General features: G+C 46.0%; 21 protein-coding genes, 1 pseudogene and 1 riboswitch. Of the genes and pseudogenes, 17 read left to right on the top strand and 5 right to left on the bottom strand.

All coding sequences use genetic code 11. From position 1 onward, the window contains the following. Positions 1–184, top strand: a pseudogene (locus BUB35_RS13660) (IS200/IS605 family transposase); the annotation flags it as partial. A 132-nt stretch (positions 185–316) separates the two neighbouring features. On the opposite strand, the gene BUB35_RS13665 reads toward BUB35_RS13660, so the two are convergent. Further along, positions 317–1,225, bottom strand: a complete 909-nt coding sequence (locus tag BUB35_RS13665; protein ID WP_072852635.1) for a DMT family transporter — start codon at positions 1,223–1,225, stop codon at positions 317–319. Between the two features lie 125 nt (positions 1,226–1,350). Between BUB35_RS13665 and BUB35_RS13670 the strand changes: the two genes are divergently transcribed. Next, positions 1,351–1,902: a helix-turn-helix domain-containing protein gene (locus tag BUB35_RS13670; RefSeq protein WP_072852637.1), complete on the top strand. Its 552-nt coding sequence runs from the start codon at positions 1,351–1,353 to the stop codon at positions 1,900–1,902. A 39-nt stretch (positions 1,903–1,941) separates the two neighbouring features. On the opposite strand, the gene BUB35_RS13675 is transcribed toward BUB35_RS13670, so the two are convergent. Beyond that, the gene (locus tag BUB35_RS13675) at positions 1,942–3,210 is read right to left on the bottom strand and encodes a stalk domain-containing protein (protein ID WP_072852639.1); all 1,269 of its coding nucleotides are present in this window, start codon (positions 3,208–3,210) and stop codon (positions 1,942–1,944) included. Positions 3,211–3,375: 165 nt separating this feature from the next. On the opposite strand from BUB35_RS13675, the gene BUB35_RS13680 reads away from it, so the two are divergent. The 3 genes from BUB35_RS13680 to BUB35_RS13690 all read left to right on the top strand — a co-directional run bounded on the left by BUB35_RS13680 (position 3,376) and on the right by BUB35_RS13690 (position 6,237). Continuing rightward, complete coding sequence (locus tag BUB35_RS13680; RefSeq protein ID WP_072852641.1) at positions 3,376–3,927, top strand: GNAT family N-acetyltransferase; 552 nt, start codon at positions 3,376–3,378, stop codon at positions 3,925–3,927. A 219-nt stretch (positions 3,928–4,146) separates the two neighbouring features. Beyond that, a complete protein-coding gene (locus BUB35_RS13685) occupies positions 4,147–4,560 on the top strand; it encodes a hypothetical protein (RefSeq protein WP_022253589.1) in 414 nt (137 codons plus the stop codon). A gap of 369 nt (positions 4,561–4,929) precedes the next feature. After that, complete coding sequence (locus BUB35_RS13690) at positions 4,930–6,237, top strand: acetyl-CoA hydrolase/transferase family protein (protein ID WP_072852643.1); 1,308 nt, start codon at positions 4,930–4,932, stop codon at positions 6,235–6,237. A gap of 213 nt (positions 6,238–6,450) precedes the next feature. Here BUB35_RS13690 and BUB35_RS13700 read toward each other — a convergent pair whose 3' ends face one another. Next, complete coding sequence (locus BUB35_RS13700; RefSeq protein WP_072852647.1) at positions 6,451–6,786, bottom strand: hypothetical protein; 336 nt, start codon at positions 6,784–6,786, stop codon at positions 6,451–6,453. Between the two features lie 67 nt (positions 6,787–6,853). On the opposite strand from BUB35_RS13700, the gene BUB35_RS13705 reads away from it, so the two are divergent. Next, positions 6,854–7,375 (top strand): deoxycytidylate deaminase, encoded by a 522-nt coding sequence (locus BUB35_RS13705; protein WP_330391221.1) that lies wholly within the window; start codon positions 6,854–6,856, stop codon positions 7,373–7,375. Positions 7,376–7,458: 83 nt separating this feature from the next. Here BUB35_RS13705 and BUB35_RS18880 read toward each other — a convergent pair whose 3' ends face one another. Further along, entirely contained in the window at positions 7,459–7,686 is a 228-nt protein-coding gene (locus BUB35_RS18880) for a hypothetical protein (RefSeq protein WP_143159001.1), read from the bottom strand. Positions 7,687–7,702: 16 nt separating this feature from the next. Between BUB35_RS18880 and BUB35_RS19805 the strand changes: the two genes are divergently transcribed. From BUB35_RS19805 to BUB35_RS13735, 6 genes are all read left to right on the top strand, one after another. Continuing rightward, positions 7,703–10,492, top strand: a complete 2,790-nt coding sequence (locus BUB35_RS19805) for an FtsK/SpoIIIE family DNA translocase (RefSeq protein ID WP_143159002.1) — start codon at positions 7,703–7,705, stop codon at positions 10,490–10,492. Between the two features lie 62 nt (positions 10,493–10,554). Then, positions 10,555–10,633: riboswitch (ZMP/ZTP riboswitch) on the top strand. 78 nt (positions 10,634–10,711) lie between these two features. Next, positions 10,712–12,382 carry a formate--tetrahydrofolate ligase gene (locus tag BUB35_RS13715; RefSeq protein ID WP_072852649.1) on the top strand — a complete coding sequence of 557 codons (1,671 nt, stop codon included), beginning with the start codon at positions 10,712–10,714 and terminating at the stop codon, positions 12,380–12,382. Positions 12,383–12,409: 27 nt separating this feature from the next. Beyond that, the gene (folD, locus tag BUB35_RS13720; protein ID WP_072852651.1) at positions 12,410–13,264 is read left to right on the top strand and encodes a bifunctional methylenetetrahydrofolate dehydrogenase/methenyltetrahydrofolate cyclohydrolase FolD; all 855 of its coding nucleotides are present in this window, start codon (positions 12,410–12,412) and stop codon (positions 13,262–13,264) included. Positions 13,265–13,639: 375 nt separating this feature from the next. Continuing rightward, positions 13,640–14,998, top strand: a complete 1,359-nt coding sequence (gene rimO, locus BUB35_RS13725) for a 30S ribosomal protein S12 methylthiotransferase RimO (protein ID WP_072852653.1) — start codon at positions 13,640–13,642, stop codon at positions 14,996–14,998. Next, entirely contained in the window at positions 14,982–15,515 is a 534-nt protein-coding gene (gene pgsA / locus BUB35_RS13730; RefSeq protein ID WP_072852670.1) for a CDP-diacylglycerol--glycerol-3-phosphate 3-phosphatidyltransferase, read from the top strand. The genes rimO and pgsA overlap by 17 nt, the downstream gene beginning before the upstream one ends. 3 nt (positions 15,516–15,518) lie before the next feature. Further along, complete coding sequence (locus BUB35_RS13735; protein WP_072852655.1) at positions 15,519–16,106, top strand: GNAT family N-acetyltransferase; 588 nt, start codon at positions 15,519–15,521, stop codon at positions 16,104–16,106. Positions 16,107–16,180: 74 nt separating this feature from the next. Here BUB35_RS13735 and BUB35_RS13740 read toward each other — a convergent pair whose 3' ends face one another. Beyond that, positions 16,181–17,185 carry a BRCT domain-containing protein gene (locus BUB35_RS13740; RefSeq protein ID WP_159432894.1) on the bottom strand — a complete coding sequence of 335 codons (1,005 nt, stop codon included), beginning with the start codon at positions 17,183–17,185 and terminating at the stop codon, positions 16,181–16,183. A 181-nt stretch (positions 17,186–17,366) separates the two neighbouring features. On the opposite strand from BUB35_RS13740, the gene dpaL reads away from it, so the two are divergent. The 5 genes from dpaL to BUB35_RS13765 all read left to right on the top strand — a co-directional run. Beyond that, positions 17,367–18,587: a diaminopropionate ammonia-lyase gene (gene dpaL / locus BUB35_RS13745; protein ID WP_242949262.1), complete on the top strand. Its 1,221-nt coding sequence runs from the start codon at positions 17,367–17,369 to the stop codon at positions 18,585–18,587. A 53-nt stretch (positions 18,588–18,640) separates the two neighbouring features. Further along, entirely contained in the window at positions 18,641–19,882 is a 1,242-nt protein-coding gene (locus BUB35_RS13750; protein WP_072852661.1) for a competence/damage-inducible protein A, read from the top strand. Continuing rightward, a complete protein-coding gene (locus BUB35_RS13755) occupies positions 19,872–20,735 on the top strand; it encodes a DMT family transporter (RefSeq protein WP_072852663.1) in 864 nt (287 codons plus the stop codon). The genes BUB35_RS13750 and BUB35_RS13755 overlap by 11 nt, the downstream gene beginning before the upstream one ends. Positions 20,736–20,800: 65 nt before the next feature. Further along, entirely contained in the window at positions 20,801–21,904 is a 1,104-nt protein-coding gene (recA, locus tag BUB35_RS13760; protein WP_072852665.1) for a recombinase RecA, read from the top strand. Positions 21,905–22,067: 163 nt separating this feature from the next. Further along, positions 22,068–22,333, top strand: a 266-nt coding sequence (locus BUB35_RS13765) for a helix-turn-helix domain-containing protein (protein ID WP_072852667.1), incomplete at its 3' end; no start/stop codon positions are given.

Below are 22,333 nucleotides of genomic sequence, written 5' to 3' on the forward strand. Positions count from 1 at the left end.
ATACAAATATGGAAATAGAACATTTTGGTGTAGAGGATATTATGTTGATACAGTAGGAAAGAATACAAAAAAGAACCGGGAATATATCAACAATCAATTAAAAGAAGATTGGATGGCAGATCAAATAAGTTTAAGTGAGTACATTGACCCGTTCACGGGTGAAAAAGTAAAAGGGAACAAATAAAAATAGCCGCCAAGGGCGGCAGTTGAGAAAGTAGAGCACTTGGCGGACTTTCAATGCGCTTGCAAGCGCAGCTGGTAATAGCCCCTTCTAGGGGCAGAGCAAACCACCGGCTAAGCCGGTGGTCCTGATTTTTTATGGTTGTTTTGGAGTAGGAATACCCACATTATGCTTTTTCAGAAATTGCGCCGCATCTATTTTGGAAAGGAGTACAGCGGCAAATATGAGAATACAGCCCAGCACCACTTTCGCAGTGACAGGCTCCTTGAGGAACCATACGGAAAAAAGAAATCCGAACATGGATTCCAGCGAAAGCAGGATGGCAGTTGCCGTTTCTGAGGTATAACGCTGTGCCACATTCTGAATGGTAAAAGCCAGAACGGTGTTTGGCACAATGAGGTATAACAGGCTGCCCAAAGTCAAAAGAGAACAGCTCTGTGGGATACCGTCTGTGAGCAGGGCAGTCACAGCAGCCAAAAGGCCTGCCGACAGGAACTGGAAAAAGGAAAGGCGGATAGGGTCTTCGTTTCTGGCAAAAATGCTTACCAATACAATCTGCAAAGCAAAGAGAAAGGCAAACCCAACAGAAAGCCCCTCACCAAGACCGATTGTCAGGCTTTCATTGAGGCTGATGCAGCCAATGCCTGCCAGTGTTAAGAGGGCTGCCAGCAGTTCTCTGCCATTGATACGTTTCCGCAGCAGAAAACAACTTAGAAAAGGAACAAACATTACATAAGAAGCAATAAGGAAAGACTGTTTTCCAGGGGTGGTGCGGTCAAGTCCAGCCAGTTGGACAGACAGCCCCACAAACTGCAATATCCCTAACAACATCCCTTTTTTGGCTACATTTTTTGTGGTGTGTCGCAGACTGCGGCAGAAAATCAGACCCAAGCAGAGAGCGGAGCCTAAAAAGCGGAATGCCAGTATGGTAAAAGGCTCATATTCTGCCAATGCGAATTTTCCTGCCAGAAAACCGCCGCCCCAAATGGCAGCAGCTAGAAGCAGACCCAGATTCGCCAGTATGGATTGCTGTTTAGCGGACATATCAGTCCCTCCTTTCGTTTGTGCCAGTATAACACGGATTCTTATGCGATACAATAAATCTAACAAATTTAAATATATTGAAATTATGTGTGATGTGCTGTACAATAAGCGGAGAGGTGAGGAATATGAAAAACACCAGAATCGGCGAGAAAATTGCAGAATATCGAAGGAAAAACGGACTGACTTTGCGGGATTTTGCCAAACAGACCAATTTGAGTACTGCTTTGCTCAGCCAGTTGGAACGGAATATTGGCAATCCTACCTTGAGTATTTTATCTACGTTGGCGGAGGCTATGGGCATTTCTGTATCAGAACTGGTGGAACAGAAGGTGGAAAACGCCGAAATGATATTGCGCAAAGAGCAGCGAAAGACCATTGTCATGTATCAGGGACAAACCATGTACGACGTTCTGGCATGTGATACCTGTCATGCCAATCTGGAATTGCTTCTCATGACGCTGGAAGGAAAATCATGGACATCCAATGGATATACCCAGCATACCCAAGAGGAGGAAGTGGCTTATGTGCTGCAGGGAGAAGTGACCATTGATTTGGAAGGGGAAGTCTTTGTGTTGGGGGAAGAAGATACCATCCGTATCCTGCCGGGAAGAAAACATAAGCTCTATAACCACACGGATACAGAAGTGAAAGTATTATTTGTAAAATGCAGAATATAAAAAAACCGATGTGAAAAACATCGGTTTTTTATTCCTATATTATTTTGCAGGTACATAAATGGGATTGCTGGTGCCGCAGACTACGCCGTCCCGCACGGTAGCAATACGAATATAGAATCCCTGGTTATTTGTCATGGAAATGCCAAATGCATGAGGATAATTCCAGTACCATTGATTATTGTTCAGTGTGGTGTTTTTGACCTGCTGATAATTGCCGCCTTCTTCGGAAGCAATATAAATATAGTAATAATCCGCATCATAAACAGGTTCCCAAATGAAATAGGTATAGCCATTTTCCGTTGTATAAGTGATATTTCTGGGAGCGGATGGCTGATATACATAATTCTTCATGCCGCTGATGGGCAGGTTCATGGTACGGTGTACCGCAAGCACTTTTTCAATGGGAATGGCGAAATACTGGTTTTCGCTGTAAGAAGAACACATGCCGATAACCTGTCCCGCTGCGTTGAACAGACCGCCGCCGCTGCTGCCGTGAGCAATGGGGGCAGTCATGGAAATGATGTCGTCTGTATATCCGTTGACAGTACCTGTGCTGGAAACATTGCGTTTGCCTTTGGGAGAACCAATGGCTGTGACTTTTTCTCCTGCTGTGATGGTATAAGACGGTGTCACGGGATGCAGTCCCTGTTTGTCAATTTGCAGGAGGGCAATGTCTGCCTGAGGGTCAAGACCTACAACGGTGATGCCGCCTGCGTAGATGGTGCCGTCATTGAATATAATCTGGGCAGTGGAAGCGTTTTCGATGACATGGAAGTTAGTGGCAATGAGCCCGTCTTCTGACAGAACGATGCCGCTTCCCTGGATTTTATTTGTCTGGATATAAACCACAGAGTCTGCGGTGGTATATTCCGGTGTGGAAGGTGCGCCGCCTCTTTCAATGGATACGGTGTAGGTCTTGGGGTCCCAAGTGACGGAAGCACCGCTGTAGTCTGCCACAAAACGCAGAGCAACCATAGTGATATCATCAATGATGCGGGGAGCTGCGTCTAATACCACTTGTGTATTATTGACGGTAGCATAAGCATTGTTGATGGTTAGATACATATTGGTATCTGCATCTTTTGCCACAATGGAACGGTCTTTTTCATTCCATACCACTTCATAGCCCAGAGGCTCCATGATGTCCCGCATGGGAACCAGCACACGGTCATTTTCAATGACAGGATCGTGGCGGCAGGAAAGTACATTGCCGTCCAGCTGTACGGTCACATCTTTCGCAAAAGCAGGTACAGTGCTCCATAACAGAAGCAACAGCCCCAGAAGAATACTGTATTTGATTTTTCTCAAAGAATCACATCCTTTCTTATGCTTTTCAGTATAGCATAGCACAGAAAAAAGAAAAGAGGGCAGCGGCATTTGCAAACAAAACGTAAAAGATGGGGGACTATCGTTGCTTTTCTGCACAGGGTGTGATATCCTGATAGCCACAAGAAGCTGACAGGAGGAGAAAAAATGTTTGAAAGAATATTGACAAAGGAAGATTTTGAGAAAGTTTATCCCATTCTTGCCCAGAGCTTTCCGGAAACGGAGGTACGTTCCAAGGAAGATCAGCTTGCCTTGATTGAAAATGAAAAGTACCATCTGTATGCCATAGAGGACGAAGACGGAACGGTCGGCGGCGTAATTGCTGCATGGGAATTGGCTGATGATTTTCTGTATATTGAACATTTTGCGACATTGCCGGAAAAGCGAAACCATGGATTCGGCGGAAAGATGCTGGATTTATTTTTGCATTGGAAGGGAAAAAATGTGGTGCTGGAGGTTGAAGTGCCAGAGGATACACTGACACGCCGCCGCATTGGATTTTATGAACGTCATGGTTTTGTGTGGAATGACTATCCTTATATGCAGCCTCCTATGCGTAAGGGACAGGAACCTTTGCCACTGCGCCTGATGACAAAGCCCGCGGGAATCAGTTTGGAGACCTATGAACGGTATCGTTCCGCTATTCACTGTAATGTATACCGGTATACAAAAGAAGATTTGGGCAAGGTGAACAAATAAACCTGTACATTATGCATGAATCTAGTTTTGTTTTTTCGGAATCGACTTGTTGAAACTAAATAAATGTACATAGTTTTGAAAAATTAGCAGGAAAAAAAGAGGGTTTTTGCAGTAAAGGGAGAATAATAACATCATAAACATAAAGCATTAGCTTTACTGCAACACAATCTAACAAATACGAAAAGGTATATCACCAACATCATGAAGGGGGAGATTGCGATGGTTCAGATTCTTGCAGGCGAAAAAGGTGAAGGTAAAACAAAGAAACTCATTGCAATGGCAAATGAAGCAGGCAAAAGCGCAAATGGCAGCGTTGTTTTCGTAGACGACGACAACAGCCGTATGTATGATCTGCATTATAGTGTTCGTTTTGTAGACACACCGAAGTTTATTATGGAAGACCCTCAGGTTTTCAGAGGATTTGTTTGTGGTATCCTTTCTCAGAATAGCGATATTGAAAAAATCTATATTGACGGTCTGAATCATATTGTAGACAAAGTTAGTGATGCGGATTTCGTGAAGTTCATCGAAGAACTGGAAAAGACTTCTGCTGAAGCTGAAACAGATATGATTATGATCATCAGCCGCAAACAGGATTTACTTCCTGCGGAAGTACAGAAATATCTGGTTTAATCTGTAAGTAAGAAAGACTGTATTCTTTATGAATACAGTCTTTTTTTGTGCCCATTTTTCATGTCGTACAAAGATAAGAACAAGGAACTTGAATACAGGAAAGATATGGCTGGATAATCGCATGAAAGAAAAGTTGTATGACATATGTAAATGTTGAATTTTCGGTATTCTATGAAAAAATTGCATGGAAAAATTACTGAAAAATGTGGTATGATTGTATATAATCAGAAACATGATGGATGATTCTTTACTTTTTGCCTATGGCTATGGTAAAATATAAAATAATATTACGTATATTGTATGCATTAGAAGAAACGTATTGGCAGTATGCTGATTTTTAATCAAATAAATGAAGAAAGGTGAGAGAATATGAACAAATTCCAGGAAATGTATCAGGCAAAACGCAAATCCCCCGAAGAAGTTGCCATGTATGTAAAATCCGGTGACGTTTGCGCATGTCCCACAGGTTTGGAAGAACCTACCGCTATTTGCGAAGCGGTTGCAGCAAGAGCAATGAGAGGCGAACTGACAGGTGTTGTACACCACGCAACACTGTCCGTAAAAGGCGGTCCCTTCATGAAACCCGAACTGAAAGGCAAGTATGAATATGTATCCTGGTTCACAGGCGCTCCTGGCAGAAAAGGCATCCAGGAAGGTATCCATACTTATATTCCTTGTAACTACAGCACTATCCCCGGTTACTGGAGAGATGTTCAGCCCAGACTGAATGTTTTCTACGCAGAAGTTTCTCCTATGGACAAGCATGGTTACTTCAGCTGCCCTATGGCTGGCGCAGAAGTTGTAGCAATGCGTGAAAAAGCTGACATCATCCTGCTGGATGTAAACGATCAGATGCCTCGTGTTATGGGTGACTGCCTGATCCACATCTCTCAGGTAACTGCTCTGTGCGAATCCTCCAGACCTCTGCTGGTTCTGAACAATCCTCCTCTGTCCGATGATGATAAGAAAATCGGTCAGATGATCGCTGACGAAGTTTGCGACGGCGCAACTCTGCAGCTGGGTATCGGCGGTATCCCCAACGCTGTTGGCGTTCTGCTGAAAGACAAAAAAGATTTGGGTCTGCACACAGAAATGTTCACAGACAGTATGGTTGACCTGCTGGAATGCGGCGCAGTAACCAACATGAAAAAACCTATCCACGTTGGCAAAACTGTTGCAACTCTGGCTTGGGGTTCCAAGAAAATGTACGACTTCATGGATGACAACCCGGCTTTCGAAATGTATCCTGTAAGCTATATCAACAACCCTGCTGTTATTGCACAGCATGATAACTTCGTATCCGTTAACTCTTGTATCGAAGTTGACCTGTTTGGTCAGGTTTGCTCCGAATCCATCGGTACCAAACATTACAGCGGTTCCGGCGGTCAGCTGGACTTCGTAAGAGGTGCAAACATGTCTAAAGGCGGCAAAGGCTTCATCGCAATGCTTTCCACCACAAAAGGCGGCACCATCTCCAAAATCAAACCCATTTTGACACCTGGTTCCATCGTTACAACACCTAGAAACGAAGTGGACTTCCTGGTAACAGAAAACGGTATCGTTCGTCTGAAAGGTCAGACAGCTAGCCAGAGAGCAAAAATGATCATTTCCCTGGCTGCGCCTCAGTTCCGCGAAGAACTGGAATTCGAAGCAAAGAAAATGAACCTGATCATCTGATCTGGAATATTTTTAAAACAAAAGCTTCGGTTATATGGGCTGCTTCATAAGAAAACAAAAAACGCTGGAATCTTTTGATTCCAGCGTTTTTATTTTTGTTGAGATTTATCTGATATATTTTCTTCTGAAGACATCCGCTGCAATTTCTCTTGAGAAATTAAAGAAAATAACAACAATGTTTGTCTTAAGGGAAATCTGCTTTACCAATGCTTTTTAAAATAAGAAAAATAAAGGCAATACAGGGATGCAAAGACAACGCACAAAAAGCAGTATCCCGTGAAGCCCGCCCATAAGCGAACCGAAAAACAGAAATCCCATGAAAAACAGGTTTGCCAGAACAGAAGGAACTTTGGACAAAAAGCCTTTATATGCCCAGCAGAGGAACAGACAACTGTAAAAACCAATCCACATCAAGGGATATGGATTTATGGGTGACTGCGAGGGCAGATAGAATTGGGCAAAAGCCAGAGCGGGAAAAAGAAATGTCAGTAGATAGACTGCAATTTTTACCCATGAATGGGTGTTTGCCCATGTTTTGATATTTTCCATAGCCAGTCCTCCTTTGTTGGAAAATCCTTCCTTTTTTTCAGTATAACAGAGGGGATTTCGTTTGACAATGATAGGTGTATATGCTATCTTTGTGGTAGGAATTTTACGGAAAGATTTACGAAAGAAACGGAAGGGAGAAACGATTGTGAGAGCAAGTTGGGACGAATATTTTATGGAGATTGCGGAGATTGTCAAGACCAGAGCCACATGCCTGCGCAGACAGGTAGGGGCAGTCATTGTCAAAGATAACCGTATCATCACAACAGGGTATAACGGCGCTCCTGCAGGACTGAAGCACTGCACGGAAATGGGCGGCTGCGAACGTCAGCGTCTAGGCATTCCCTCCGGCGAACGCCATGAACTTTGTCGTGCCCTCCACGCGGAGCAAAACGCCATCATTCAGGCGGCAAAACTGGGTATTTCCACAGAAGGCGCGACCATTTATATCACATTGCAGCCTTGTGTCATTTGTGCGAAAATGCTCATCAATGCTGGTATCAAACGCATTGTGCACAAAGGGGAATATCCCGATGAACTGTCCAGAAAGATTCTGGAAGAAGCGGATATTGAAGTGGTGAAAATGGACTGAGCATTCCCACCAACAAAGAACATCAAAAACTGACCTGTATCTGATTTTTACGACAGAAAGCGGGTCAGTTTTTTTGCATGAAATCAGTGGTTTTCGTTTGCCAGCAGATTATTTTTATTGTATAATATTTTATTAGTGATTTCTTGAGAACAGAGGTGAAAAGCTTTGGCAGCAAAAGGGAGCAGCACGGGGCGAAAGACGACAAAATCCCCTGCGGTGAAGAAAACGGGCAGCAAAAGCACAAAAACAACTGCCGCGAAAACAACTGCAAAAAAAGCGAATACGACAAAAAATACAAAATCTGCACCCAAGCGGGAAACTACCCGTATGCCGGAAAGCAGAGAACGTTTTGGTGACAGCATCTTAGACGAAGTGATACTGATTGTCATCATCGTCATATCGGCGGTGGTGTTCATCAGTCAGATCACCAGTAAGATGGGGGTTGTTGGTCAGGTAATCGGGGGACTTTTTCAAGGGCTGTTAGGCATCAGCGGCGTATTGCTGCCGGTGTTGGTCATCATTTACTGCATCTGGATGCTTATGTCAGAAGAACGGAAATGGTCTTTGGTGCGTGCCTTTGGCGGCGCATTATTCCTGCTGACTGTGGCATCAGCGGCGTATCTGTTCCATCCTCTGAATGTTTCTGGCGATCTTGGATTTGCGAAAAAAGCCATGGAGCTATTTGACAGCGGTTCTTTGACCAACGGCGGTTTGATCGGCGGACTCTTTGGCGGCGGTCTGTTTGGACTGCTGGATGCATTGGGCAGCGTCATTGTTCTACTGGCAATGCTGGTGATTTCCATTATTCTGGCAACAGGACGTTCTTTCTTTGGTGCTATGGGGACACTGGCAGACCATCAGAAAGTCAGAAGACAGGTGCGCAATGAGAAAATCAAAAACAAGGCTGACCGCATCCGTCAGGAAGAAAAAATGGAAGCGGCACGACTGGAAAAACAGGAAGCAAAGCGTCGCCGTGTGATGAATAAAGAAGATTTCAACATTGAGCTTCATGAAGTGGAAGCCACAGAGCATCCCGAAGTCAAAGAAACGGTTTTCCGTCAGAAAAAGCAGGATTACAGCGTGAAAAAACGGGAACCTATTTACGACTTTGTCAAAGAAAACGAAATGCCTATGGAAGAACCCAAATGGGACTTCAATGTGGTATTTGGCGGAAAATTGCAGGTGGATGAGCTGGAGCAGGGCACACAGATGCCGCCCAAATCCACGGAACGCTTTAAGGTGGTAGAACCACTGAAAGAAGTTGCCAAAAAACAGGAACCTGTGGAAATGACAGAGGAAGAAGCTGTATACGAAAAAATCTTCGGTGAAGATAATACCGTAGAAAATATGGCAGAAGAAACGCCCGAAGAAGCATGGGATATGGAATCTCGAGCGGCAGCCCTTGCGGCGGAAGCCATGCGGGCAGCAGAAGAAAAAACAGACTTCCATTTCGCGGATTTGGAAGATGCAGAAGAAACAGCATCTCCAGAAATGGACATGCCAGAAGTGGAAGAACCTATGGCAGAAGAAGAAATGCCAGTGGAAGAAGTACAGCCTGTGGCAGAAGAAATGCCAACAGACGTACCTGCGGCAGAGCCTGCAAAACCGGAAGCCCAGAAAGAAACAGCACAGCAGCCAGCAGCTGCCCCTGCGGAACCGGCAGAAAAGCCTTATGTGTTCCCGCCTATCAGCCTGTTAGGACGTGACCCCGGCAATAGCAGTGGTTCAGGTATTCTGGAACAGCAGAAAAACGGCAGAAAATTGGAAATGACATTGAAAAGTTTCGGCGTAGAAGCCCGCGTCATCAATGTCAGCGCAGGTCCCACTGTTACACGATATGAAGTATCTCCCAGTCAGGGGGTCAAGGTCAGCAAGATTGTCAATCTGGCAGACGACATTGCCCTGAATCTGGCAGCCAGCGGCATTCGTATTGAAGCGCCTATTCCCGGTAAAGCGGCAGTAGGCATTGAAGTGCCAAATAAAGAAACCAAGTCCGTATATCTGCGGACAGTGCTGGAAAGTGATGCTTTCCGCAAACATCCCTCCAAACTGGCTTTTGCGCTGGGGGAAGACATTACAGGCAATCCCATTGTGACAGACATTGCGAAAATGCCCCACTTGCTCATTGCCGGCGCAACAGGCAGTGGTAAGAGTGTCTGCATCAATACACTGATTACAAGCATTTTGTATAAGGCAGACCCGAAAGAAGTGAAACTCCTTTTGGTAGACCCGAAAGTGGTAGAACTGAGTGTCTATAATGGCATTCCTCATTTGCTCATTCCCGTTGTTACCGACCCGAAAAAAGCATCGGCGGCACTGAACTGGGCAGTAAGAGAAATGCTGGAAAGATACAATGACTTTGCGGCGTGTGGTGTCCGTGACATCAAAGGGTTCAATGCCATGAAGGAAGAAAAAGGCGAACCGGAAGCAAAAATGCCCCAGATTGTTATTATCATCGATGAATTGGCAGACTTGATGATGGCAGCACCCGGCGAAGTGGAAGATTCCATCTGCCGTCTGGCACAGATGGCTCGTGCGGCAGGGATGCATTTGATTATTGCCACACAGCGTCCTTCCGTAGACGTTATCACTGGTGTTATCAAAGCCAATATTCCTTCCCGTCTGGCATTTGCCGTTTCCTCCGGCATCGACTCCCGTACCATTTTGGATATGGTCGGCGCGGAAAAACTGCTGGGCAAGGGGGACATGCTGTTCTATCCTTCCGGTCAGGCAAAACCTTCTCGTATTCAGGGGGCTTTTGTAACGGATAAAGAAGTGGAACAGATTGTGGACTTCCTGCGGAAAAGCAGCCGCCCTGGATATACACAGGAAATGGTGGATCAGATTACAGCAGTGGCAAAAACTGCCAGCGGTCCCAGCGAGGAAACAGACGAGTTTTTCGAACAGGCAGTGGATTTGATTCTGGAAAAAGAAAAGGCTTCTGTTTCCATGCTCCAGCGTCAGTTCCGCATTGGGTATAACCGTGCGGCAAGACTCATGGACGAACTGGAAAGAAGGGGACTGGTTGGACCGGAAGAAGGCAGCAAACCAAGAAAAGTCCTCATCACCAGAGCACAGTGGGAGGAAATGCAGTCCCCCACAGAGGAAAACGCATAAAAGAATATGGATTTCATACAGGTTGCACATTGACAAATTTCGTCTCATATAGTACCATTTTGGTAGAGTCATATGACTGACGGAAGTGGAGTAACCACATGGAGTATGACAGATTTGATGCCGACCGTCTGGGCGATTACGCTTGGACTGTCGGCTTTTTTTCAAAGTAGGACAAGCAAGCGCAAGGACATATTGGAATCGGAGAGAGGAGTTTTGAAGATGAAAACAGATTTGCAGATTGCACAGGAATGCACCATGGAACCCATTACCGCCATTGCGGCGAAAGCTGGCATCCCCGAAGAATATGTGGAATGTTATGGCAAGTATAAAGCCAAAGTAAGTGATAAATATTATAATCAGATCAAAGACAGACCCGACGCAAAACTGATTCTGGTAACAGCTGTAAACCCTACACCTGCTGGGGAAGGCAAAACAACCGTTACCATCGGTCTGACACAGGCCCTGCAGCAGATGGGCAAAAACGCCCTGACATGTCTGAGAGAACCCTCTCTGGGTCCCTGCATGGGTGTCAAAGGCGGCGCAGCCGGCGGCGGCTATGCACAGGTAGTGCCTATGGAAGACATCAACCTGCACTTTACAGGTGACCTCCATGCCATCACAACAGCAAATAACCTGTTGGCTTCCATGGTGGACAACCATATCCAGCAGGGCAATGAACTGAACATCGACCCCAGAAAAATCGCTTGGAAAAGAGTTGTGGACCTGAATGACAGACAGCTGCGTCATGTGATTTCCGGTCTGGGCGGCAAAGTCAACGGTGTTCCCAGAGAAGACAGCTTCCAGATCACTGTTGCTTCTGAAATCATGGCAATTTTCTGTCTGGCAAACGACCTGCACGACCTGAAAGAAATGCTGGGTAAAATCATCGTTGGCTATACTTATGATGATGAACCTGTAACAGCAAAACAGATTGGCGCAGACGGCGCTATGACTGTACTGCTGAAAGACGCTCTGCAGCCCAACCTGGTACAGACACTGGAACACACACCCGCTTTCATCCACGGCGGTCCCTTCGCAAACATCGCTCACGGCTGCAACAGTGTGCGCGCAACAAAATTTGCTATGAAACTGGCTGACTATGTGGTAACAGAAGCAGGCTTCGGCGCTGACTTGGGTGCAGAAAAATTCTTCGACATCAAATGCAGAAAAGCTGGTCTAAAACCTGACGCAGTTGTACTGGTTGCAACTGTTCGTGCATTGAAATATAATGGCGGCGTTCCCAAAGCAGATTTGAGCAACGAAAATCTGGACGCACTGGCAAAAGGTTTTGTAAACCTGGAAAAACACATTGAAAATATCCAGAAATACGGCGTACCTGTTGTGGTTACACTGAACCACTTTGTAGCAGATACAGACGCAGAAGTGGCTTATGTGAAAGAACGCTGCGAAAAAATGGGCGCAACATTTGCAGTAGCAAAAGTATGGGCTGACGGCGGCGAAGGCGGCAAAGCGCTGGCTGAAAAAGTTCTGGAAACACTGGAAACAAAAGAAAGCAATTTCCATGTGCTGTACGAAGATAACTTGTCTATCGAAGAAAAGATCAATAAAGTATGTAAAGAAATCTATGGTGCAGGTCATGTAAGCTTCACAGCAGCAGCAAAGAAAACACTGGCACAGATCGAAAAACTGGGCTTTGAACATTTCCCTGTTTGTATCGCAAAAACACAGTACTCCCTGTCCGACGATCCTAAGGTATTGGGTCGCCCCGAAGGCTTTGAAGTAACTGTAAAAGAAATTCGTATTTCTGCCGGTGCAGGCTTCATCGTTGCACTGCTGGGCGATGTTATGACTATGCCCGGTCTGCCTAAGAAACCTGCGGCACTGAACATCGACATTGACGCTGACGGCAACATTGTTGGTCTGTTCTAATCAATCAAATCATAAAGGAGTTATGCTATGAAGGCACAACGCATCGACGGAAAGGCTATTTCCGATCAGATCAAAGAAGAAGCTGCCTTGGAAGCACAAAAGTTACAGCGGCAGGGGATTACCCCCTGCCTTGCTGTGGTTTTGGTGGGGAACGACCCCGCTTCCATGGTATATGTAAATAATAAGAAAAAAGCTTGTGAAAAAGTGGGTATCCTGTCCCGTTCCTATGAACTGCCGGAAGATACAGAAGAAAAAGACCTGCTGGCACTGGTGGAGCAGCTGAACATGGACAACAGCGTCCATGGAGTATTGGTACAGCTGCCTTTGCCTCCTCAGATTGATGAGGAAAAAGTCATTCTGGCTGTAGACCCCAAAAAAGACGTGGACTGTTTCCATCCTTTGAATGTGGGCTTGCTGCACACAGGTCAGAAGGGATTTTTGCCCTGCACCCCTGCTGGCGTGCTGGAACTGATCGAACGCAGCGGTCATACCATCGAAGGCAAACGCTGTGTTGTCATTGGACGGAGCCATAACGTAGGCAAACCCACCGCTATGCTGCTTTTGCAGAAAAACGGCACGGTTACCATCTGCCATTCCAAAACAAAAGATTTGAAAGGTATCTGCAAAGAAGCGGATATTCTGGTGAGCGCAGTGGGCAAGCTTCATACTGTCACCAAAGATATGGTGAAAGAAGGGGCTGTTGTCATTGACGTTGGCATGAATCGCAATGAAAACGGCAAGCTTTGCGGCGACGTAGATTTTGACGACGTTTGCGAAGTGGCTGGCGCAGTTTCTCCTGTGCCCGGCGGCGTGGGTCTGATGACCGTTGCCATGCTCATGAAAAACTGCATCACAGCGGCAAAACTGCAGAACGGACTGTAAAAATGGGAATATCATTGACGTGTACAACGTGGGTGATATTCTTTTTTATGAAAATGTTGTCTTTGCTGGAAAAATACACAAATTCAGCGGAAAACATAGATTTTTTACAAAAAGTATAGTATACTCATAGGATAGACAAAGAAGCGGAGCAGAGTTTAAGGGCATCTTCATAAGAAAACAAAGAAAGCTGAAAACCTTATCATGCAGAGGGTTCCGGCTTTCTTATTTTTGCTAAGATTGTATTTTGTATGTTTTCTTCTGAAGAAAGCCATCGCAATTCCTCTTAAGAAAATAAAGAAAAAACAATGTTTTCTTAAGAGGAATTTGCTGTTGTTCCGCTTCCTTTATGAGAATCGATGTTTAAGGAGGAAACCAATGAAAGGAACGGTAGCATTTACCTCTTTGGGCTGTGACAAAAACCGCGTAGACAGTGAAGTCATGCTGGGTTTGTTGCAGGAGAGAGGTTATCAGGCAGTAGCGGACGAAGCGGAGGCAGACATCATTGTAGTCAATACCTGCTGTTTCATCCGGGACGCTCTGGAAGAAAGCATTGAAACCATTCTGGAAATGGCGAAATATAAAACAGAAGGCAAGTGCAAAGGTCTGATTGTGGCAGGCTGCTTGGGACAGCGTTACGAAGCGGAATTTTTTGAGGAGATTCCCGAAGTAGACGCTATCTTGGGTACTGCTGCTTATGAAGAAGTGGCAGATGCCGCTGACAGAATTCTGGGAGGCGAACATACCTTCAAATGTCTGGAGGATATTGACAAACCCATGAAGGATGAAAACGGGAAACTGCGTGTCCTTTCCACAGCGCCTTATTTCGCTTATCTGAAAATTTCTGAAGGCTGTGACAACCGCTGTACTTACTGTGTCATTCCCAAAATGCGCGGCAAACACAGAAGCCGCACCATGGAAAGTCTGGTGGAAGAAGCAGAAATTTTGGCAAAACAGGGTGTAAAGGAACTGGTCATTGTGGCACAGGATACTTCCATTTACGGCAGAGATCTTTACGGTGAACCGAAACTTCATGAACTGCTGGAAAAACTGGCGGCAGTGGAAGGGATCCAGTGGATTCGTCTGCTGTACTGTTATCCCGAAACACTGACACAGGAAACCATCGACGTTATGGCGAAAAATGAAAAAATCTGTCATTATATCGACATGCCTATCCAGCATGGATGTGATACCGTGCTGAAACGCATGGGCAGAAAGAGCAGTCAGGAACTCATTCGCCAGACTGTGAAGAAACTTCGTGATGCGATGCCGGATATTGCCATCCGTACCACACTGATTGTGGGCTTCCCTGGAGAAACGGAGGAAGAATTCGCGGATTTGCAGAAATTTGTGGAAGAAATGCGCTTTGACCGTCTGGGTGTATTCTGCTACTCTCAGGAAGAAGGCACCCCTGCAGCAAAAATGGAAAACCAGATTGATGATGAAGTGAAAGAAGAACGTCAGAGAATCATCATGGACATCCAGAAAAACATTGCCGCTTCCCTGTGTCAGCAGGAAGTGGGCAAGACACTGGAAGTATTGGTGGAAGGCAAACTGCCGGAAGAAAATGTATACTGCGGTCGTACCCGTTGGGATGCGCCGGACATTGATGGCATGGTATTTTTCCATGCAGAGGAAGAAGCCTATTCCGGGGACTTCGTTTCCGTGAAAATCAAAGAAGCCGGGGACTATGATTTGATGGGAGATGTGGTTTATGCAGATGAATTTACCGAATAAGCTGACAACCATGCGGGTGATTCTCATTCCCGTATTCCTGTTGGTGCTGTTCCTCATGGATGAGCCTATGAATCGTTATATTGCAACAGCGATTTTCATTGTGGCATCCCTGACGGACTTTTTGGACGGTCATATTGCAAGAAAGTATAATCTGGTAAGTAATTTTGGGAAATTTATGGACCCTCTGGCAGATAAACTGCTGGTCATGTCTGCGCTGGTATCCATGGTAGCCATGGAAGACCTGCCTGCATGGGTTGTTATTGTGATTCTGGCAAGAGAATTTGCCATTACCGGGTTCCGCACCCTTGCCATGGAAGCCAATATTGTCATGGCGGCAAGCTGGTGGGGCAAGATTAAGACAACCACACAGATGATTATGATCATTCTGGTGCTGCTGCATCTGCCTTTTGCGGCAATGCCTATGATCGAAAATATTCTGGTGGGTCTGGCAGTATTCTTTACCATTGTGTCCGGGGCGGATTATATCATTAAAAATAAACAGGTTCTGAAAGGATAATCTATGGGAAAAATCAGAATGGCAACGGCGGCAGATACCAAAGCGATTTTGGATATTTATGCCCCTTATATCGAACATACCAATGTTACCTTTGAATATGTGGTGCCCACAGAAGTGGAATTTGCAGGCAGAATTGAGGAGATTCTGGAGAAATATCCTTATCTGGTCTATGAGGAAGATGGCGTTATCGGCGGTTATGCCTATGCCCATCAGTTCATGGTGCGGGCAGCTTCCCAGTGGGGAGCAGAGCTTTCTGTGTATCTGGCGCCTGCTTTCCAGAAAAAAGGATTGGGCAAAGCCTTTTACCGGGCGTTGATGGATATTCTGCGCCTCCAGAATGTGGAAAAGGTCTATGGCTGTATCGAAGCCACCAATCGTGCCAGCTATGTGCTTCACACCAGCCTTGGTTTTGTGGAAACGGCGGTGTTTCCCCGCTGCGGCTTCAAGCATGGAAAATGGCTGGGGCTCATGTGGCTGGAAAAACCCATGGTGGAACGGCGACAGCCACTGCCTTTCCAGAAGGTATGGGATGTGGACGAAGAAAAAATTGCGGAAATTTTGGAGAAACGCTCCCAAGAAGTACGCAGTTAAAAAATGAAAGATGGAAAAATAAAAAACCCCTTCCACAGTTTTAAACTGTGTGAAGGGGTTTTCTATGGTTTTTGTCAGGAAATCATCTGTTCAAAATCATCTGTGCTGATGATGGAAACGCCCAGTTCCTTTGCTTTTTCCAGTTTTTTCTCACCGGCATAAGCTCCAATAAGAAGATAATCAGTTTTTCCGCTTACGGCACCACGCACAACGCCGCCGAAATTCTCAATGATCTCTTTTGCGCCGTCCTTCCCATAATCATCCGGCTCCCCGGTGATCACGAAGGTCTTTCCGGCAAACCGATCATCAAATGTTTCAGGACGGAAGCGATAGGAAACGCCGAAGTTGATGCCCCAGTTGCCTGCAAACAATCTGGCAATATATTCGATAGCCGGAACGCCGTTTCCTTTTGCGGCATAGGGGGCGCCGCCCGATCCATTCTGTTCTTCCAAATAATTGTCGATGACCTCTTCCGCAAAAAACATGCCCGGGGTATCTTCAAATTCTGAAAAATCTGTCCGTTCCGGATCTTCAAGGGCATCCAGAATGGGTTCCACTTCTTCGTAGCTAAACTCGTTATATTCATTATATGCATCAAAGTATTCCTTGAATTTTTTCCGGTCAATATCTAATGTAAGAACTGTATCGCCCATGGATCTGTAATTCAGAAACTCGCCAAAGGAAAGAGCGTCACCCATTGTTTCTTTGTAAAGGCTTCCCTCGGTTTCTGAAGGATCGGTTTCGCCTGCAGGTTTGTAATAGATGTCCCAAGTGTCGTCATCGTCATAATCCAAATATTGTGTCAAAAGCATAATTTCTAATTCAGGAGCAATTTTTCCGATTTCTGTGACCATTTCATACATGCCGCTGATGTTTCCGGAACCGGTGTTTTCAATGATAAGTTTATAGTGATCCAGAAATTTTTGCAGACCATATCCTTGTGTTGTTCTGAGCCCTGTGCCTTCTTCCACGGCGTATTCATTGAATACAGAATCCGGGTCGTTATCATTGACTTTTTTCAGAAAATCGGTGAGTTGTTGTTTCGTTCCAACAAGTGCCAGTTTGTATAATCCTTGCATGAAATCCCCTCCTTTGCAGAAAATGGAAACGCCTTTTTCTTTTATGATAGCACCAATCTTTTTTTCGTGCAATGATGCATTAGGAAAAGAACAGGATTCCTGCGTTTTTCGCTGGGGAAATTGCAATTTTAGCATGTTTTCGTTACAATGGTGTCAGTGCAGTAAAAAAGGAGGAATGGTTTTGGAACGGCAGATCACATGGACAAATAACGGCATTGGCATCATAGAAGCGGAAAAGCGGCAGGGACAGGCACCTGCTTTTTTGGCAGAGGAAGTTGTGGAAAAAATCGCGGCATTTCATAGCTCCGTACCTGGTTATGCAGTGACACCTCTTGCGGAATTGCCTGCAAGGGCGAAGGAACTGGGACTGGAAAATATTTTTGTGAAGGATGAATCCCACCGCTTTGGGCTCAATGCTTTCAAAGGATTGGGCGGCGTTTATGCCGTTTCCAAAGTCATTTGTGAAAAACTGGGGCTGGATTTGGAAAAAGCGGATTTTTCTCAGATTTGTTCCGAAGAAAATAAGGAAAAAATCAAGGATATGGTGTTCATCACTGCTACCGATGGCAATCATGGCAAAGGTGTTGCTTGGGCGGCGAAGAAATTCGGCTGTCAGGCTTATGTTTATATGCCCAAAGGCACTGTGGAAAGCCGCGTGCAGGCAATCCGTGATGTGGGCGCCACAGAAGTTCTGGTGACGGACTATTTTTATGATGATACCGTCCGCATGGCTAACAAAAGAGCCGAAGAAAACGGCTGGACCATGGTGCAGGATACAGCATGGGAAGGCTATGAAAAAATTCCGACTTATATCGTGCAGGGCTATACCACATTGGCGAAAGAAGCTGTGGAGCAGCTCAAGGAAAAAGGCGTAGATGCACCGGATTTGGTGATTTTGCAGGCTGGCGTTGGTGCTTTCGCTGGGGGCGTGCTGGGGTATCTGGTGAACCATTACGGCGAAAAACTGCCGAAAGTCATCATTGCAGAACCTGACACCGTTGCTTGTATTTTTGAATCGGCGAAAATCAATGATGGCAAACCTCATGCGTCCACTGGTAGCTGCGAAACTGTTATGGCTGGGCTGAACTGTGCGGAACCCTGTCTGGTGACCTATCCCGCACTGCGGGATTTCCCTGTGGCTTACGCGGCGTGTCCTGACTTTGTGACAGAAGAAGGTATGTGGCTGCTGGGAAAACCTTTGGCTGGGGACGATAAAGTCATTTCCGGGGAATCCGGCGCTGTTGGTATGGGGCTTTTGTATGAACTGACCCAGAATCCTGATTTGGCGGAAATCAAAGCCAGACTGGGACTGAATGAAAATAGTGTGGTACTCCTCATCAGTACCGAAGGCAACACAGACCCTGACCATTACACAGAGGTGCTGGCAAAAGAGACCTTGTAAGAAAGGCAAAAGAGGCGTATCATATCAGAAGACAACTTTTTGGAGGTGCAGAAATGAAAGCAGAAATCATTGCAGTGGGAACGGAGATCCTGCTGGGAGATATTTTGAATACAAATGCTCAGTATTTGTCCAAAGAACTGGCACAGCTGGGCATTGAAGTTTATTTTCAGACAGTGGTAGGGGATAACCCCAAACGTCTGAAAGATACCATTTTTCAGGCATTTTCACGTGCGGACCTGATCATCACCACAGGCGGACTTGGTCCCACAGAAGACGACCTGACAAAAGAAACAGCGGCGGAATATTTTGGGGAAGAACTGGTGCTGGATGAAAGAGCACTGGGCAGAATCCAGAAATATTTCAAACGCACAGGCAGAACCATGACAGAAAACAACCGGAAACAGGCGATGGTGCCTAAGGAACACGGCATTGTGCTCTACAATGACAACGGCACTGCCCCCGGTATCATCATGGAGAAAAACGGCAAAATCATTGCTATGCTGCCCGGTCCTCCTAAGGAAACCATGCCCATGTTTGAAAATCAGGTGAAACCTTATTTGCAGAAAAAACAGGAATATACTTTCGTTTCCGAAATCCTGCGCGTGGCAAGTGTAGGGGAAAGCGCCATGGAAACACTGGTGAAAGACATCATTGATGCCCAGACAAACCCCACCATTGCGCCTTACGCAAAATACGGTGAATCCATCCTGCGCATTACAGCGAAAGCAAAATCTGAAGAAGAAGCTCACGCACTCATTGCGCCTGTGAAAGCGGCTTTGAAAGAACGTCTGGGCAATGCTGTTTACGCCGAAGGGGAAACCAATATGCAGACGGTTGTGGCACAGATGTTGCTGGAAGGGAAAAAGACCATTGCAGTGGCGGAATCCTGCACCGGTGGTCTGGTGACTTCCGCGCTGGTGGAATATCCCGGTATTTCCGAAGTGCTGCTGGAAGGCTGCGTGACTTATACCAATGAAGCGAAAATGCGTCGTTTGGGCGTGAAAGCGGAAACACTGGACAAATATACTGCTGTGAGCAGAGAAGTGGCTGCGGAAATGGCAGAAGGTGTAGCAAAAACCAGCGGCGCATCCATTGGCGTTTCCATCACAGGCATTGCTGGTCCTGGCGGCGGCACAGAAGAAAAACCCGTGGGTCTGGTTTATATCGGTATCCATGTAAATGGCAAAACAACCGTAACAGAATACCGCTATACAGGCAAACGGAACCAGATTCGGGAACGTGCCGCTTTCTATGCACTGGATTTATTGCGGAAGGCATTGCAGGATGAAGCATAAGGGAGATTTGCTGCTGTTTCTGGCAGCATTCATCGGCGGCAGCGGCTTTATCAGCAGCAAATATCTGTTGGATTGGGGCTATACCCCTTATCAGGTGATTTTTGGCAGATTTCTGGTGGCAGCTCTTTGTTTGGGGATTTTTTATTGGAAAGCATGGAAAAGCATCACCAAATCGGAGTGGAAAGTGGGCAGCATATTGGGATTGCTTTTGGCAGCAACGTTCCTGCTTCTCACATTGGGATTGCAGTATACGACACCATCTGTTAATGCCTTTTTGTGCAACACACAGGCAGTGGTGGTACCTTTTATCTGCTGGTTTGCCTTTCGGCAGAAACCGGCAGTCAGCGTGATTCTGGCGGCAGTGGTGACAGTAATCGGTGTTGCTATGCTGTCTGTGACAGATGGACTGCGGCTGGACTTGGGGGCAGTACTGTCCTTTGCGGCATCTATTGCCTTTTCCCTGCAAATGGCACTCATGGGGCGGATGATTGCCGCTTGTGATTCGGTACATATTGCTTTGGTGGAAAATGCGGTGGTGGCAGTTCTTTCGTTTTTCATTTCCCTCATTATGGGGGGAGAGGTACCGCCTCTTTCTCTGGGAGCAGTGGGGAATTTCCTCAACGCAGGTATCCTTTGCACAGGGGTGTATTTTGTGCTCCAGTCTGTAGGACAGCGGTATACTTCGGCTAGTAAAACAGCCCTTATCATTACAACGGAATCTATTTTTGCGGCAGTGATTTCCGCGGTACTTTATGGAGAACGGCTGACCCTTCGGGGGTATGTGGGTTGTATCCTGATTTTTGGGGCAGTATTGTTGGCAGAAGCCCCTTTGGGACGCAAAAAAAGCGGTTGACAGTCCCGGTAAAATCGAGTAAAATGAGAACATAAGTTCGATTTATTTGGAAAGGTGGTTGCGGCATGGCAGCAGCAAAAGCAAAAGACAGCAAAGACGAAATCAAATTTGAAGATAAACAAAAAGCATTGGACGCGGCTCTGAGTCAGATTGAAAAACAGTTCGGCAAAGGTGCCGTAATGAAACTGGGTGACGACAGCGCAAAAATGAACGTGGAAGTGGTTCCCACAGGCTCCTTGAGTCTGGATATCGCTTTGGGCGTGGGCGGTGTGCCTAAGGGCAGAATCATCGAAGTATATGGTCCTGAATCTTCTGGTAAAACAACCGTTGCTTTGCATATGGTAGCGGAAGTGCAGAAACGTGGCGGCATTGCGGGCTACATCGACGCGGAACATGCTATGGACCCTACTTATGCAAAGGCTTTGGGTGTAGATATTGACAATCTGTATATTTCCCAGCCTGACGACGGCGAACAGGCACTGGAAATCGCAGAAACTATGGTACGCAGCGGCGCCATTGATATTGTTATTGTGGACTCTGTTGCGGCTCTGGTTCCCCGTGCGGAAATCGAAGGGGAAATGGGGGATTCCCACATGGGTCTGCAGGCAAGACTCATGAGCCAGGCGCTGCGGAAACTGACTGGTATCACAAAGAAATCCAATTGTACCGTTGTATTCATCAACCAGCTTCGTGAAAAGATTGGTGTCACATTCGGTAACCCTGAAACCACTACTGGCGGTCGTGCCCTGAAGTTCTACGCTTCTATCCGTATCGACATTCGTAAATCCGATGTGATCAAACAGGGTACAGACTTTGTAGGGAACCGCGTGAAAGTGAAAATTGCCAAAAACAAAGTGGCACCTCCTTTCAAGACTGCGGAATTTGACATTGTTTATGGTCAGGGTATTTCCAAAGAAGGGGATATTCTGGACTTGGCATCCGAAGTGGATATCGTAAACAAGAGCGGTGCATGGTACGCATATGGGGAAACTCGTATCGGTCAGGGACGTGAAAACGCAAAAACATTCCTGAAGGAACACCCTGACATGTGCAGAGAAATCGAAAACAAAGTCCGTGAACACTATGGTCTGCCTACACTGACAGACGGTGTCATGGAAACCGCTGTGGAAGAAGAAGCAGAACCCAGACTGGACTTGGATGTGGAATAAGCAGAGAGATTTTGTGGAAATCTCTTGAGAAAAAAATAGGAACCTGTGGACAGGTTTCCAATAGAAGATATTGAGAATCATAAAATAGTCAGAATCCTTAAAATGAACTGCACCCCATTTGTTAGACAGTATGATATACTGAATAACAAGTGGGGTGATTTTTATGCCAAAAGGAGTACCAAATAAACGATATACACCAGAATTCAAGCAACTGGTGGTAGAAACGATGCGGGAAGAAGGTCTAAGTCTCAGTGAAACCATGAGAAGATTTAATATCAACTGTCTCGGTATTATTAAGCGCTGGGAGCGCATCTATCTTGAGGAGGGTCCAGAAGGTTTAGCGGTAGAACGACGGGGACGTAAAAATACAGGACAGCCAGCAAAGCTGCCTAAAGAGATAGAGGAAGATTTGATTGCAGAAAATCAACG

Source organism: Anaerotignum lactatifermentans DSM 14214 (assembly GCF_900142265.1).
Lineage (GTDB): Bacteria > Bacillota > Clostridia > Lachnospirales > Anaerotignaceae > Anaerotignum > Anaerotignum lactatifermentans.

Bases quoted from the DNA above. Each gene is read 5' to 3' on its own strand.
- BUB35_RS13685 (WP_022253589.1), top strand. From the start codon at position 4,147: ATGGTTCAGATTCTTGCAGGCGAAAAAGGTGAAGGTAAAACAAAGAAA.
- BUB35_RS13740 (WP_159432894.1), bottom strand. From the start codon at position 17,185: ATGCAAGGATTATACAAACTGGCACTTGTTGGAACGAAACAACAACTC.
- BUB35_RS13680 (WP_072852641.1), top strand. From the start codon at position 3,376: ATGTTTGAAAGAATATTGACAAAGGAAGATTTTGAGAAAGTTTATCCC.
- BUB35_RS13755 (WP_072852663.1), top strand. From the start codon at position 19,872: ATGAAGCATAAGGGAGATTTGCTGCTGTTTCTGGCAGCATTCATCGGC.
- pgsA (WP_072852670.1), top strand. From the start codon at position 14,982: ATGAATTTACCGAATAAGCTGACAACCATGCGGGTGATTCTCATTCCC.
- BUB35_RS13735 (WP_072852655.1), top strand. From the start codon at position 15,519: ATGGGAAAAATCAGAATGGCAACGGCGGCAGATACCAAAGCGATTTTG.
- BUB35_RS13690 (WP_072852643.1), top strand. From the start codon at position 4,930: ATGAACAAATTCCAGGAAATGTATCAGGCAAAACGCAAATCCCCCGAA.
- rimO (WP_072852653.1), top strand. From the start codon at position 13,640: ATGAAAGGAACGGTAGCATTTACCTCTTTGGGCTGTGACAAAAACCGC.
- BUB35_RS13700 (WP_072852647.1), bottom strand. From the start codon at position 6,786: ATGGAAAATATCAAAACATGGGCAAACACCCATTCATGGGTAAAAATT.
- folD (WP_072852651.1), top strand. From the start codon at position 12,410: ATGAAGGCACAACGCATCGACGGAAAGGCTATTTCCGATCAGATCAAA.
- recA (WP_072852665.1), top strand. From the start codon at position 20,801: ATGGCAGCAGCAAAAGCAAAAGACAGCAAAGACGAAATCAAATTTGAA.
- BUB35_RS13715 (WP_072852649.1), top strand. From the start codon at position 10,712: ATGAAAACAGATTTGCAGATTGCACAGGAATGCACCATGGAACCCATT.
- BUB35_RS19805 (WP_143159002.1), top strand. From the start codon at position 7,703: ATGCCGGAAAGCAGAGAACGTTTTGGTGACAGCATCTTAGACGAAGTG.
- BUB35_RS13665 (WP_072852635.1), bottom strand. From the start codon at position 1,225: ATGTCCGCTAAACAGCAATCCATACTGGCGAATCTGGGTCTGCTTCTA.
- BUB35_RS13750 (WP_072852661.1), top strand. From the start codon at position 18,641: ATGAAAGCAGAAATCATTGCAGTGGGAACGGAGATCCTGCTGGGAGAT.
- BUB35_RS13670 (WP_072852637.1), top strand. From the start codon at position 1,351: ATGAAAAACACCAGAATCGGCGAGAAAATTGCAGAATATCGAAGGAAA.
- BUB35_RS13705 (WP_330391221.1), top strand. From the start codon at position 6,854: ATGATAGGTGTATATGCTATCTTTGTGGTAGGAATTTTACGGAAAGAT.